Genomic DNA, 13,500 nt, shown 5'->3' with positions numbered 1-13,500 from the left:
GCCCTAACAAAAGAAACCCTGGATTTTATCGACACCCTCCTGGCTGACTTCTTTACCCCTTCTAAGCCGAACCAAGCCTTTCCTACACGTAGTCAAATCAGGCGCAAAGTCCGCGATATATGTAAAACACTGGATGATTCCATTGCCTATCGGGATACCCGCCCTAAAGATACCTACCGGTTTTCCTCTAACGGTACTTCTGCCTGGTTGGAACTGCAGGTTGAAGAAGGCACCGGCATGAAACTTGATGCCTTCATCCACCAGACCGCCGCCAAGGAAGACATCACTGTCGCTGAGGCAGTCATCAAACTGCTTTCCGGGGAGATTAAGCCACCAGCTACGGTGGTGCTCCACACCTACCAGGCCTGCGATATTGAGGATGCACCGACCTTTATTGAAGGCTTCGGCTGGCGGGCTGAGCCCATGCCGCATGATAAGACTCGGGATTTAACCGGTGAGGTCGCCGAAGCCGACGGCTACCAACCCGGCCTGATTATGCGCAAACTTGTCGAAGGACGCGACGGTACCTGCCGGGTCGGCGGATGCGGCGAGCCTGCTTTTCTCAGCCAGTTGGATCACCGACACAACTGGGCTGAAGGCGGGCCAACCCACCCGAAGAACCTGGCGTGTTTATGCCAAGGCCATCACAACATGAAAACCGATGGCACCCTCAAATACCTGCTCGACCCCTACAGCGGGGATGTCATCTGGCTATATGAAGACGGCACCTGGACTATTACCGAAGCCGACGGGCCACTAGCACCAAAACAAAAACGCTGGGCACAAACAGTCGCCCAACACATCACCGCCACCAGAAAACGCATCCGCGAGGAAGCCCAATACCTCAAACAAGAACTCGACGACTACGCACAACAACAAGCCAAGGCCCAAGCCGAAGCCGAGAACAACACCGACACAGATGCCAGCACCGACGACATCCCCTTCTAAACCTCACCGTCGAATAAAACGACGACACCAATCCAGCAGAAAGGAAAGAACCCAAGAAACCAGGAACACAACCACCGTCGAATAAAACGACGAGGGCCGGCGGCCTCCCACGTCTCCGTGAAAAGTCACCGGTTCAGGTGTGCCAGCGAATACGATTCTGCGGGCTACTTGCGTCCTGCCTCGTAGGCGGCGCCGACCTTGTACAGGCGGTCGTCCTGGAATGCGGGGGCCATGATCTGCAGGCCGGTCGGCAGGTTGGTGTCGGATGCCATGCCGGAAGGGACAGACATGCCACACACGCCAGCGAGGTTCAGCGGCAGGGTGCACAGGTCAAAGTTGTACATCTCCATCGGATCCTCAACCTTCTCCCCCAGCTTGAAGGCCGTGGTCGGGGTGGTCGGGGATACGAGGACATCGACCTGCTCGAAAGCACGCTCAAAGTCCTGGGCGATGAGGGTACGCACGCGCTGTGCCTGCAAATAGTAGGCGTCGTAGTAGCCGACGGACAGCGCGTAGGTACCCAGCATGATGCGGCGTTTAACCTCGGGGCCGAAACCAGCCGCGCGGGACAGGGACATAACCTCTTCCGCAGAGTGGGTTCCATCATCGCCGACACGCAGACCGTAGCGCATGCCGTCGAAGCGGGCCAGGTTGGAGGAGACCTCACACGGCATGATGAGGTAGTACGCCGCGAGAGCATCGTCGAAGTGCGGGCAGTCAACCTCGACGATCTCTGCGCCCTGAGACTTCAGCTGCTCAACCGCGGCGTGGTAGGCCTCCATCACGCCCGGCTGCCAGCCGTCGCGCTCGAATTGCTTGATCAGGCCGACCTTGACGCCGGAAAGATCTCCATTGGCGCCTTCCTTGGCGGCCGCGACTACCGGCGCGACCGGCTTATCCACTGAGGTGGCGTCGAAGGAGTCGTGGCCGGCAATGATTTCGTGCAGCAACGCGGTATCTAGGACTGTGCGCGCGGTCGGGCCTGCCTGGTCCAAGGAGCTTGCAGCAGCGATGAGGCCATAGCGAGAAACGGTGCCGTACGTCGGCTTCACGCCCACGGTGTTGGTCAAAGCGGCAGGCTGGCGAATGGAGCCGCCGGTGTCAGTACCGATACCCAGCGGGGCTTGACCGGAGGCAAGAGCCGCAGCGGTACCACCACCGGAACCACCCGGGGTGCGCTCGGTGTCATACGGATTGTGAGCCGGACCGTAGGCAGAATTCTCGTTAGAGGAGCCCATCGCAAACTCATCGAGGTTCGTCTTACCCAAGATCGGAATGCCGGCCTCGCGCAGCTTGGTCACCAGCGTAGCGTCATAAGGTGACACCCAACCCTCCAGCATCTTGGAGGCGGCGGTCGTAGGGGCGTCGGTAGTCACCAGCAGATCCTTGAGGGCTAGCGGCACACCGGCCAACGCGGAAGCGGGCGCTTCGCCAGCGTCGAGGGACTTATCGACGGCGTCGGCAGCCACCAGTGCTTCCTCAGCACCAACATGCAGGAAGGCGTTGAGTTCGCCGTTGGTCTCCGCGATGCGGTCCAGGAAGGCCTGAGTAACTTCGCGGGAGGTGAGCTCGCGAGAGTGAATCTTCTCAGCCAGCTCGGCGGCGGTCAGCGCGGTAATGCCCTCGGTGGGCGCAATGAATTGTGCCATTCTTATTCGTCTCCTCCACCCAGAATCTGCGGAACCATGAAGCGATCTTCATCAGCTGCGGGGGCCTGGTCCAAGGCCTGCTCGGCAGTGAGGGTTCGCACGACAACGTCCTCACGCATGGGGGCGTTAACGGAGTGCGGGTGCGACATCGGCTCCACACCTTCAGCCTCGACCTTGCCAACCGCGGACACGGAATCCACGATTTCGTCGATCTGCGCGGCGAACTGTTTCAGTTCTTCCTCGCTCAGGGCCAATCGCGACAGCTTTGCCAAGTGCGCGACCTCGTCACGCGAAATATCAGACACGCGAACTCCATCCTTTTATTCATTGAGACGGTTGATAGCTAAGCACCCATGGTACTGCACGGCTGATGCCACGCCACCACCGCTCCTCCCCTAAACGCAACACGAGCTATTGAATAGTATTCGATACGTTGGGTACCATCGATCAAGTTCTATAAACTTTTCATATCAAGAATTCCCTACCTAGTCATCTTCCCCAGAAAGAACGATATGTCGTACCTCGTCCGTGTCCTCCTCCCTGACACTCCCGGCAGCCTTGGCCTCCTCGCCAACGCGATGGGCAACATCGAGGCCGATATTCGCTCCGTCGACATCGTAGAAAACTTCCCTGACGGGACGGTCATGGATGACATCGTGCTCGATCTCCCCCAGTCCACCATGGCAGATGAGATCATCACGGCAGCCCAGGCCGTGGAAGGCGTAGAAATTGATTCCATCCGTCCGTTCAGCGGCCGCGTTGACCGCCGCGGGCAGATCCATGTACTGGCGAAGGTTGCCTCGCAGCGCAACGTAACCGCCGCGATGAAGGAAGTCTGCGCGGCAATTCCCAAGGCACTGACCTCCAATTGGGCCATCGTCATTGCGAACGATGAGAAGATCAGCCGCATTGCCGCCTCTGACGCCGCGCCTGCCGACGACGGCTCGATCCCCACCGACCTCAACATCACCTCCGCCCGCGTGCTCAATCCGGAAAAGGACACGTGGATCCCGGAATCGTGGACCCTCATCGAATCCGCACTGGCGGCCGCTCCCCTCGTAGGCACGAACTATGTCGTGGTGATGGGCCGCGTTGGCGGGCCCGATTATCTCGCTTCCGAGGTCGAGCACCTGGGTGACTTGGGCGCCATCCTGGGCGCCTTCCTCACCTAGTTCGACCTAGCGGTCGAGCAATATGCTGAGGCCCGCGGCGACGTCAGGAACCACGTGGTCTACCTCGTCGGTGATGTGTGTTCCCGGGAACGTGAAGGACTCGGTGGCGATGGAATGCATCGAGAGATCGTTGAAGCTATCGCCGAAGGTGTAGAGTTCAGCCTCTTCGTGGCCGAGGTAACCAAGCAGTCGTGTCAAGCCCTCGCCCTTGTTGTGTCCGGGCGGCATGATGTCGTAAAAGTCGCAGTTGAATGAGGACTCGACATTACAGTTTTCGCGGACCCACTCGTCGACTTCACGGCGCAACTCGGCGTTGCCCGGAATCCACAGAGACATGAGGACCGTGCTGCGCTTGGCGGCGTCCCCCGGATCCACCGCCTCCGTATTCGCCACCATCGAGGACTCTCGCCCCGCCAAGCCATCCCATGCCACCTGATCGGCTCCAGACAAGCCCGTGAGGTAGATATTCAACGGCAGCCCAGTGAAGCGATCGATGACGGCTTGGACGATATCACTGGGCAAGTGCTCCTCGTGGAGGATGGAGTAATCGCCGTCCGTGATGACGGTGCCGTTGTAGAGCACGTGGTAGTCCAGCTCCACGCCGAAGGGCTCGAGTGTGTTGCGCGCGTTGGCAATAGACTTACCCGTCGCAGAGACCGCGAGGTTACCAGCGGCCCGCCACGCGGCGATGGCTTCCTTTACGGCCTCAGTTATGTCTTCGTTGACGTAAACGGTGCCATCCATGTCCAAAGCCGCAATCTTCATGAACCGTAGTGTATTAGACCTTTCACGGCCGAGTCCACCACCGCGGTGCACGCCTCCTGGATGTCGGGTTGCGCCCACGGGAAGGTCAGGGAGACGTCGGCAAGCGCATGCATGGGCAGGTCATTGTGGCCGTCCCCGAAGGTGATGAGCTCGATCTCGGAACGCTCAACTTCCAGGAGACGAAGCAGCCAGGTCAAGGCAAAGCCCTTGTCGTGACCGGGCGGCATAATGTCGAAGAAGTTGCGGTTCATCGCGGTCCCGACGGGAAAACGGTCGGTGACCCACTGGGCAATCTCTTTCTGTAGCTCCGGGTTACCCGGCGTCCAGGCGGCAACGAGGGGAAAGGCCTCCTTCTCGATGCGCTCGGGCGCTACCGGCACTGGCTCGCTCATGATGGGATTGTGCACGCCCGCCACGTTGCGGACGAGGTGCCCATCTGGGCCTTCCAGGCGCGTGCAATACAAGTCGAGCTTCGGAATATCACGAACCCGCTCATACACAGCGCGGACTACCTCGGGCGGCACGTGGTTTTCATAGAGCAGCTCATAGGAACCATCCGTGATGACCGTGCCGTTGCAGAGCAGGTAGTAGTCGAAGTCGACGCCAAAAGGCTCGAGGGCTCGGCGGGCCGAATAGGGAGATTTGCCCGTGGCCACGACGGCGAGGTTGCCCGCAGCGCGCCACCGGGCGATCGCCTTCGGTACTTCCTCGGGCATGTGCCCATCGAAGTAGATGGTGCCGTCGAGGTCGAAGGCGGCTAGCTTCATGCCTCGCCCGTTTCAAGAAGGCGGTTGAAGCCCTCCTCATCCAGGATGGTCAGCCCCAGATCGCGGGCTTTCTGTTCCTTGGATCCGGCATTCTCTCCGACCACGACATAGTTCGTCTTCTTGGACACCGAACCGGATGCCTTTCCACCGCGGGTGATGATGGCCTCCTTGGCGGAATCACGAGTGAAGTTCTCCAAGGTGCCGGTCACCACCACGGTGATGCCTTCCAGCGTCTGCGCTGGTTTATCGCTGGCCTCCTCCTCCATGGTGACCCCGGCGGCGGTCCATTTCTGCACAATGTTGTCGTGCCAGTCCACCTCGAACCACTGCTTGAAGGATTCCGCGATGATGCTGCCCACGCCGTCGGTATCCGCCAGCTCCTCCACCGATGCTGCGCGCAGCACTTCCATGGAGCCAAAGCGGGTGGCTAGTGCACGCGCCGCGATGGGGCCGACGTGGCGGATCGACAGCGCGACGAGCACCCTCCAGAATTCAGCCTGGCGGGCCGTCTTCAGGTTCTCCAGCAGCTTCTTACCGGAAGCATTGAGCGCACCCTTCTGCGTGGTGTAGACCGAGGATTTGCGGAGTGCTTCTTCATCAAGATCAAAGAGGTCCGCCTCATCCTTGAGCACTCCGGAGGAAATCAGATCCGCAGCAGCCTTCTCCCCCAGCTCACCAATGTCAAGCGCCTTGCGGGAGGCCAGGTATTCCAGGCGTGCGGCGAGCTGTGCTGGACAGCTGCGGGTATTGGGGCAGCGCCAGTCCTGGTCGCCTTCCTTCTGCGGAGCCAGCTTCGTGCCGCAAGCAGGGCAGTTCTCCGGAAAGACCCATTCGGTCTCGCTGCCATCGCGCTTATCCAGAACGGGGCCGAGGACCTCGGGGATGATCTCTCCGGCCTTGCGGATGATGATGGTATCCCCAATGAGGACATTCTTGTTCTTGACCTCGAATTGGTTATGCAGGGTGGCCATGGAGACCGTCGAGCCGGAGACAAAGACTGGTTCCATGATGGCGAAAGGCGTCACGCGCCCGGTACGTCCCACACCTACCTCGATGTTGAGCAGCTTGGTGGTGACCTCCTCCGGCGGGTATTTATAGGCAATAGCCCAGCGCGGCGCGCGCGAAGTCGCACCCAAGGCGCGCTGGCTGGCCAGATCATCGACCTTGATGACAAGCCCGTCCATCTCAAAGTAGGCGTCGTGGCGGTGCTCCTCCCAGTAAGTCACGCGCTCCTGAACCTCTTTGGCGTTGGTCACCCGCTGGGTATAGGGAGAGACCGGAAATCCCCAGGCTTCCAGGGCCTTATAGGCATCGTGTTGCGAGGTGGGCTGAAACCCCTCGCGTGCGCCGATACCGTGGCACACCATGTGGAGCCGACGCTTCTTGACGTCCTCCGGATCCTTCATGCGCAGCCCGCCTGCCGCCGCGTTGCGGGGGTTGGCAAAAGTGGGCTTACCGTCTTCGCGGCGCGCAGCGTTAATCTCCTCGAACTCATCCGGGCGCATGTACACCTCGCCGCGGACCTCGACCAGGGAGGGAACCGGATACTCATCCGTGCCAGTGAGCTCGTGCGGGATATCGGGGATAACGCGCGCATTGGCAGTGATGTCCTCGCCCACACGACCATCACCGCGCGTGGCCGCCGTGACAAGCTTGCCATCGCGGTAGACCAAGTCAATGGACAGACCGTCGATCTTCAGCTCAGTGAGGTAGGCCTTTGCCGGGGTACGGTCCAGCCAATCCTGCAATTCCGCGGCGCTAAAGACGTTGTCCAAGCTGTACAGGCGCTCCAGGTGCTCGATGTCGACGGCGCCTTCCGGGGCAGCACCCACCTGCTGGGTAGGCGAATCCGGGGTCTGCAGCTCCGGGTGTTCTGACTCTAAGGCCAACAAGCGCTGGAAGAGCGCGTCAAAGTCCGCATCCGGAATCGACGGCTCACCGTTGTAGTACAGCTCGCGGTGCTTGCGCACTTCCTGGGCAAGCTCGGACCATTCGCGTTGGATATCTACTGCATCACTCACGAGTCACTAGTGTAGCGGGGCTACCGGACATGCCTATGACCTGCGGATGGTCATTCTGCAAGGGTTCGTCCGTCATTCTGCAGCACTTCCACAGTGCGTGTCCGAGCCGGGCGCTAGAGTGTTGTCCATGAACTTCGACGCCACCCGCATGCTCTCCTTCGACCTCGAGACCACCTCCGTAAAGCCCAAAGAAGCCCGCATCGTCACCTCTGCCCTGGTGCGTATCGACGGGCGCGAAGTAGACAAGCGGGAAATGCTCGCTGACCCTGGTGTGGAAATCCCCGAGGAAGCCGCCAAGATCCACGGCATCACTACCGAGAAGGCCCGCGCGGAGGGCCGCCCGCACGAGGAGGTACTCAAGGAGACGGTCGATTCCATCTATAAGGCGTGGGACGAGGGGCTCACGCTCATTGTCTACAACGCCGCCTACGATCTCTCCGTACTGCGCGCGCTGACCGGGGATTTCACGGTCAACGGTCCGGTGTTCGATCCTTTCGTCATCGACCGCGTTAAGGACAAGTGGCGCAAAGGCAAGCGCACCTTGGAGGAGGTCTCCGCCCACTACGGCGTGGAATTGAGCAACGCGCATGAGGCGACTGCCGACGCCCTCGCGGCCGCCCGCGTGGCCTGGAAACAGGTGCGCCAGCACTTCCCTGAGCTAGCCCAGATGGATACCAACGAGCTCATGGAGTACCAGGCCGTCGAGTGGTACAAGGACCGCGAGTCCTTCAAGAAGTACCTGGAAGGACGCGGGCGCGATGCCTCGGATGTCTCCACTGCTTGGCCGATGATTTCTTAACCCCAGCACCTAATCCCCAACTAACTCTTGCCAGGTTTCTAGATTTCTGGAATTCTAGAAATCATGGAAACAACAGTCGAAGCACGCCTTGCCGAACTCGAAGCGCGCGTCGCCGCGCTTGAAGGGCGCACCACGCCCACCGACGCCGGCCCCGCATCCACCACTGGAGAAAGCTCGGCCTACTGGCTGGTCGACGCCCTCGCACCCAACGAGCAGCTTCCCGACGGTTCCGTCATCTTTGGCGGCAACATAAACGTCGGCAAGCGCACTTATGCCTATCAATGGCAGCGCCCCACGAACTTCGTCACCGATGAGGATTGGGCACAAAACCTCGAGCGCCTCTCTGCGCTCGCCCATCCAGTCCGCGGCGAAATCCTGCGCCGCCTACTCGCCGCACCCGCGACAGCCGCCGAGCTTGTCGAAGAAGACATCGTCTCCTCTACGGGCACCGCCTACCACCACTTAAGCGCACTGACACATGCCGGCTGGACCACGAAGTCTGGCGGCGAGTATTCCATCCGCCCTGCCCGAGTAATCCCCCTTCTCACCATCATCACCGCAAGCGAGGACCACTAATGCGTAGAATTTCCCTAGCCGTCATTGCTGCGATTGCCGTTGCAGCCATCCTGCTCATCGCAGGGCCGCAAAGAATTGCTCTGGCAAAAGACAAAACTGGCGACGAAGCCTTAGCCGCCCAGCTGGAAGAGCACTCCGAGCCTGGCTTCCACAACCTCACCGCTTTTACCCTCCAGGACGGCAAGGTCACCTTTGCGGGACTGGGCAGCGACGAGCACACGGAGGTCGAAATCGGCTCCGTAACCAAGATGTTCACCGGCGAGCTAGCCCACCAGCTCGTCCAAGAGGAAAAGCTGAGAACTGACACCACTGTGGGCGAGGTCCTCGATGTCGGGGATGCGCCCGTCGCTGACGTCACCGTAAGGGAGCTGCTCGACCACACCTCTGGACTACCGCGACTGGCGAGCGCGAGCCTCCTCAGCAATCTCGCCTCGGGTGTCACCGGTTCGAACCCCTATGAAGGCGAGACCGTAGAGGAGATCATGGATGCAGCCACGAAGTCTGAGTTGAAGGGCCGCGGCGAAGATTCCTATTCGAACCTTGGCTATGGGCTCCTGGGCCACATGCTCGAGACCGTTGACGGGCAACCTTATGAACAGATGCTCAAAGAACGCATCTTCGAGCCAGCTGGCATGACAGAGACCTATCTCATGACTCCGGGCTCTGTGCCTGACGACGCTCCACGCGGCCTAACCCCCACCGGCCGCCACGCTGAGCCCTGGGAGATGGAAGGCTCCGCACCCGCGGGAGCCATCCGCTCCACCGCAAGTGACATGGCCAAGTTCGCCAAGTGGTTCATGGACAACGGCGATACCGACTTCGGCTGGCAGCCTCCCAGCGAGAATAGTGCTGGGTACTGGCACAACGGCGGCACCTATGGCTATTCCACGATGCTTATCATCGATCCGGCCACCAAACGCGCTACTTTCGCCAACAACGATTCCCTCGCCGGCACCGAAAACCTGGCCCAAGCTCTTTTCGACGAGCTCGCATCCTAAGGAGATACCGTGTTCCTCACCATCAGCATGATCATTATCATTGCATCTCTCCTTCAGTCGGCATGGAAGGCCTTCACCACTCCAGGTAAGACGGTCTATCGCGCTATTTCCGTAGCGATTACGGCCCTCGTTCTAATCGTCATCGGAAACTCCTTGCCCTGGAATGACGGTCTCCACTTCTTCTGGTGGTATGGCCTCGTCGCCGGATGTGCTGTGTACGCCGGCGCGGTGGCTTGGCGGGCTATGACCTCGAAGCCCGCAAACACAATCTAAGTCCTCCCGTACACTGACGGTATGACTGCTCCCGCTCCCCGCACGGTCCACATCCATGGCGTCGCCCCCACCGTAATTGCCACCCTTCAGAAACGTGCTAACGCCGCTGGAGTTTCTTTGGAAGACTATCTGCGCGATCTCCTGACAACCACGGCTTCACGCCCTGTTTTCTCGCCGCGTCCCAGCGTCCAGGAGAAGCTCGCAGAGCTCACGCAGCGTGACCCCATAGCTATTAACGGCGATTTTGACATCGTCGGCGCCATTCGGGCGGGGCGGGACGCCTAATTCCACTTGGGGGACGAAAAAGTCTCCCAAATCTCCACCTTTAGAAAAGTCTCCCAAATCTCCCAATGTCCTAGGATGGGCCTATGTCCCCACATGAGAACCCCTTCCGCCCCACCTTCGGCGTGCCACCACTCTTCTGGGTCGGCCGCACGGCAGTACTCGACACCTTCCGGGCTGCGCTTGACTCCCAGCCTGGAAGTCCGGGCCGCTCGCTCATCATCAGCGGCGCCCGCGGTATCGGTAAAACAGTTTTGCTCAATGAGCTCGAAGATATCGCCTCGAGCCGCGGGTGGATTACCCTCCGAGCCTCGGGACGCAGCTCCATGGTGGAGGAACTGGTGGACACCACCATCCCGCGCATCATAGACAAGCTAGCCCCAGCGGATAAGAGCAAGGTTAACCGAGTTGGCATTGGCGGAGTGGCAACCATCGGCATCCAACACAACACCGAGGAAGCCTATAAACCCACGCTCAACACCCGACTGCGCGAGCTCTTAGCACTACTGAAAGGCACGGGCGTGCTGCTGACTATCGACGAGGTACAGGACGCAGATGCCGAGGACCTCACCTCCCTGGCCGTGACCTACCAAGACTTGGTGCGCGATGAGCTCGTCGTCGCTATTGTCGCCGCGGGCCTTCCGCAGGGAGTCAACCGCCTGCTGGATCTGCCGGGGGTCACCTTCCTGCGCCGCGCGCAGAAGTTCGTTCTGGGGCCACTCTCCCCCGCGAACGCCGAGGTAGCCTTCACCGAAACCGCCGCGCAGTCGGGGCTCGAGTTCACCGATGATGCAGTAGCGGCTGCGGTGCGACTGTCCCGCGGCTACCCCTACATGGTGCAGCTCGTAGGCTCACTGGCTTGGGGAAAGGCTCAGCGTGAGGGCGGAAGCAGCATCGAGGAACGCGACGTCGCGGCGGTGTCAGCCGAGGCGATCTCAGTTCTCGGCGCTCAGGTCCACCAGCCCGCTACCCTAGCGCTGCCGCCGGCGCAGCGTCTCTTCCTCGAAGCGATGAGCGCGGTCATGGAGGACGGCACGGCAGAAATCAAGAACATTGCCGCACACCAGGACCGGACGGTGCGCTCCCTCTCGGCGACGCGCCAAAGGCTTATCGATGCCGACCTGATCGAACCCACCGCCCATGGCAGGCTCCAGTTCGTCATCCCGTATATGGAGGCCTACTTCACCGCTACGGACAGCCTGGGACGAGTCGATTAACAACTGGGTTAAAGGTCACCGGCGTCGCGAATCAGGATATCGGCGGTCTCGGATACCGAGCGCAGTGAACGAGCGGAGGCCTTGACTGGGTAGACGTCTAAATGATCGATGAGCAGCTCGCGTGGCATGCCAATACGGTCAAGGTGACGGGCCAGCGTGATGGCCTCCGCGCGGGAATCGGAACCTTCGATACCCAGACCGATGCGGTGGCCGGCATTCAAGTGCTCACCCAGGCCGTCGAGGTGACGCGGGGTGTCTAGGCCGCGGAAGGTCGTGAGGAAGGTCTTTGCGGCACGCGCGAGGGACCACAGCGGCGGGGCGTGCAGGTAATCTGCGTCGAAGGACTGCAGGAGGTCAAACGCGACCTCGTCTGGGACAGCAGGGATGGTATCGAAGTCGGTGGTGCCAGGAATGCGCCCGGCCACAACGTCGGCAAGCAGGGGCTCGTCGAGTTGGACGACGACCTCCCCGTGGAAACGTCGCGCGACATCCGCGGCGTGGGCGTGGACACCATGAAGCAGAGACTCGGAAAGCTCGGTGAAGGCGCCGCGGTCGGTGAGGACGCGGTGGCCGTCGGAAAGCTCAATGCTCGCCCCCAGCGACCAGGGGCCAAGTGCTTGCACCTTGACGTGCGGCACGCTCTCACCCCAGACCTCTTGGACCTCGTCGAGGTCACGCTCCAAGCGGTCCCCTGTGCGGCGGGTGAGCAACTGCGGGCGTGCCGTCATGCGCCAGGAACGCGGGCCACGGTCGATGGAGATAGCCTCCAGCATGCTGGCCGTGCGGCCCACCGCGTCAGAACCGAGGCCACGCTGGGGCAGCTGCGGGATGGCAGGAAGTTCGGTCTCCCCCATGATGATGTCCGCAGCCTCCGCCATGGAGGTGCCGGGCATGGGGCCAAGGGCGAATCCCGTCATCTACGCCGTCCCGCAGATGGTGCCGGAGCCCAGGACAATATCTCCCAGCTCGTCCGGGCTCGGCAGGTAGAGCACCGCAGCCTGGCCACGAGCCACGCCGGAGAGTGGCTCTTTCAGCTCCAGTGTCATGCGGTCGGCTTCGCGGTCCACGTGAGCGCGGCAGGGAACGACAGAACCGTGGGCGCGCACCTGCACCTCGCAGTCGAAGTCACCTTCCATCGCGGGGTGCAGGTACTTCAGGCGATTGGCCTCAATTCGGGTCACGGCCAAGTCGGCGCGCGATCCGACGGTGACGGTACCGGTGGCGGCGTCGATGTCGGTGACGTAGCGCGGGGAGCCGTCGGCAGTCGGCGTTTTGATATCCAAGCCCTTGCGCTGGCCGATGGTGTAGTTCCACGCGCCATCGTGTTCCTTGAGCTCATTGCCCTCAGTGTCCACGATCATCCCCGGACGCAGTCCGATGGAACGGCCCAGGAAGGCCTGGGTATTGCCGTCCGGGATGAAGCAGATGTCATAAGAATCAGGCTTGGACGCAGTAGAGAATCCGTGGCGCTTGGCCTCCTCGCGGATCTGCGGCTTCGGGGTATCGCCAATCGGGAAGAAACAGTGGTCCAGCTCTTCCTTGGTGATCACCCCCAGCACATAGGACTGGTCCTTGTTCTCATCCAGGGAGCGGCGCATGTAGCCATCAGAGTCGATGGTGGCATAGTGACCCGTGGCGACTGCATCAAAGCCCAGCGCCATGCCTTTGCGCAGCAAGGCTGCGAACTTGATCTTCTCATTACAGCGCAAGCACGGATTCGGGGTCTCACCGCGGGCGTAGGAGTCCACGAAATCCCCGATGACGGCTTCCTTGAACTCCTCGGAGAAGTCCCATACATAGAAGGGAATGCCGAGTTTGTCGCATATACGGCGGGCGTCGGCGGAATCCTCTAGGGAGCAGCATCCGCGTGCCTTCTCACGGGTCTGCTGTGCATCCTTGTGCAGGGCTAGGTGCACGCCAATGACGTCGTGGCCCGCCTCCACCGCGCGTGCCGCGGCGACCGAGGAATCGACGCCGCCGGACATGGCTACCAATACTCGCATGCTTTCCCCTTCTTCTTTCTTTCGGACCCT

At 60.9% G+C, this 13,500-nt stretch carries 15 protein-coding genes; 8 read left to right on the top strand and 7 right to left on the bottom strand.

The window, feature by feature from the left end; genetic code table 11:
- Window positions 1–948: HNH endonuclease signature motif containing protein (locus QP363_RS11370; RefSeq protein ID WP_284764640.1), on the top strand; the 948-nt coding region annotated here is incomplete at its 5' end.
- Between the two features lie 164 nt (window positions 949–1,112).
- Here the strand turns inward: QP363_RS11370 and gatA are convergent.
- Both gatA and gatC read right to left on the bottom strand, forming a co-directional pair.
- The gene (gene gatA / locus QP363_RS11365; protein ID WP_070644596.1) at window positions 1,113–2,597 is read right to left on the bottom strand and encodes an Asp-tRNA(Asn)/Glu-tRNA(Gln) amidotransferase subunit GatA; all 1,485 of its coding nucleotides are present in this window, start codon (window positions 2,595–2,597) and stop codon (window positions 1,113–1,115) included.
- 2 nt (window positions 2,598–2,599) lie between these two features.
- Window positions 2,600–2,902: an Asp-tRNA(Asn)/Glu-tRNA(Gln) amidotransferase subunit GatC gene (gene gatC / locus QP363_RS11360; protein WP_070447754.1), complete on the bottom strand. Its 303-nt coding sequence runs from the start codon at window positions 2,900–2,902 to the stop codon at window positions 2,600–2,602.
- 207 nt (window positions 2,903–3,109) lie between these two features.
- On the opposite strand from gatC, the gene QP363_RS11355 reads away from it, so the two are divergent.
- Window positions 3,110–3,769, top strand: a complete 660-nt coding sequence (locus QP363_RS11355) for an amino acid-binding ACT domain protein (RefSeq protein ID WP_070447752.1) — start codon at window positions 3,110–3,112, stop codon at window positions 3,767–3,769.
- A 6-nt stretch (window positions 3,770–3,775) separates the two neighbouring features.
- On the opposite strand, the gene QP363_RS11350 is transcribed toward QP363_RS11355, so the two are convergent.
- Genes QP363_RS11350 through ligA form a run of 3 tightly spaced genes read right to left on the bottom strand, consistent with a single transcriptional unit; the run spans window position 3,776 to window position 7,322 of the window.
- Entirely contained in the window at window positions 3,776–4,534 is a 759-nt protein-coding gene (locus QP363_RS11350; protein WP_284764639.1) for an HAD family hydrolase, read from the bottom strand.
- Window positions 4,531–5,301, bottom strand: coding sequence for an HAD family hydrolase (locus QP363_RS11345; protein ID WP_284764638.1), 771 nt, complete (start codon window positions 5,299–5,301; stop codon window positions 4,531–4,533). The genes QP363_RS11350 and QP363_RS11345 overlap by 4 nt, the downstream gene beginning before the upstream one ends.
- The gene (gene ligA, locus QP363_RS11340) at window positions 5,298–7,322 is read right to left on the bottom strand and encodes an NAD-dependent DNA ligase LigA (RefSeq protein WP_284764637.1); all 2,025 of its coding nucleotides are present in this window, start codon (window positions 7,320–7,322) and stop codon (window positions 5,298–5,300) included. The genes QP363_RS11345 and ligA overlap by 4 nt, the downstream gene beginning before the upstream one ends.
- Window positions 7,323–7,449: 127 nt before the next feature.
- Between ligA and QP363_RS11335 the strand changes: the two genes are divergently transcribed.
- The 6 genes from QP363_RS11335 (at window position 7,450) to QP363_RS11310 (ending at window position 11,467) form a co-directional block, all read left to right on the top strand.
- Window positions 7,450–8,121 carry a 3'-5' exonuclease gene (locus QP363_RS11335; RefSeq protein WP_070515611.1) on the top strand — a complete coding sequence of 224 codons (672 nt, stop codon included), beginning with the start codon at window positions 7,450–7,452 and terminating at the stop codon, window positions 8,119–8,121.
- 63 nt (window positions 8,122–8,184) lie between these two features.
- On the top strand, window positions 8,185–8,697 hold the full coding sequence (locus QP363_RS11330; protein WP_144656133.1) for a helix-turn-helix transcriptional regulator: 513 nt from the start codon (window positions 8,185–8,187) through the stop codon (window positions 8,695–8,697).
- Complete coding sequence (locus tag QP363_RS11325) at window positions 8,697–9,695, top strand: serine hydrolase (protein ID WP_144656136.1); 999 nt, start codon at window positions 8,697–8,699, stop codon at window positions 9,693–9,695. The genes QP363_RS11330 and QP363_RS11325 overlap by 1 nt, the downstream gene beginning before the upstream one ends.
- 9 nt (window positions 9,696–9,704) lie before the next feature.
- On the top strand, window positions 9,705–9,968 hold the full coding sequence (locus tag QP363_RS11320) for a hypothetical protein (RefSeq protein WP_070710996.1): 264 nt from the start codon (window positions 9,705–9,707) through the stop codon (window positions 9,966–9,968).
- Between the two features lie 21 nt (window positions 9,969–9,989).
- A complete protein-coding gene (locus tag QP363_RS11315; RefSeq protein ID WP_070644603.1) occupies window positions 9,990–10,253 on the top strand; it encodes a hypothetical protein in 264 nt (87 codons plus the stop codon).
- Between the two features lie 83 nt (window positions 10,254–10,336).
- The gene (locus QP363_RS11310) at window positions 10,337–11,467 is read left to right on the top strand and encodes an ATP-binding protein (RefSeq protein WP_284764636.1); all 1,131 of its coding nucleotides are present in this window, start codon (window positions 10,337–10,339) and stop codon (window positions 11,465–11,467) included.
- Window positions 11,468–11,475: 8 nt separating this feature from the next.
- Here the strand turns inward: QP363_RS11310 and QP363_RS11305 are convergent, their stop codons facing one another.
- Together QP363_RS11305 and mnmA are read right to left on the bottom strand one after the other, a co-directional pair.
- Entirely contained in the window at window positions 11,476–12,384 is a 909-nt protein-coding gene (locus tag QP363_RS11305; RefSeq protein WP_284764635.1) for a methionine synthase, read from the bottom strand.
- Complete coding sequence (gene mnmA / locus QP363_RS11300) at window positions 12,385–13,470, bottom strand: tRNA 2-thiouridine(34) synthase MnmA (RefSeq protein ID WP_284764634.1); 1,086 nt, start codon at window positions 13,468–13,470, stop codon at window positions 12,385–12,387.
- Window positions 13,471–13,500: the final 30 nt, after the last annotated feature.

The sequence above is a fragment of the Corynebacterium sp. UMB6689 genome, assembly GCF_030215295.1.
In the GTDB taxonomy this organism is placed as follows: domain Bacteria; phylum Actinomycetota; class Actinomycetes; order Mycobacteriales; family Mycobacteriaceae; genus Corynebacterium; species Corynebacterium aurimucosum.
This window is presented reverse-complemented; position numbering and strand designations above follow the sequence as displayed.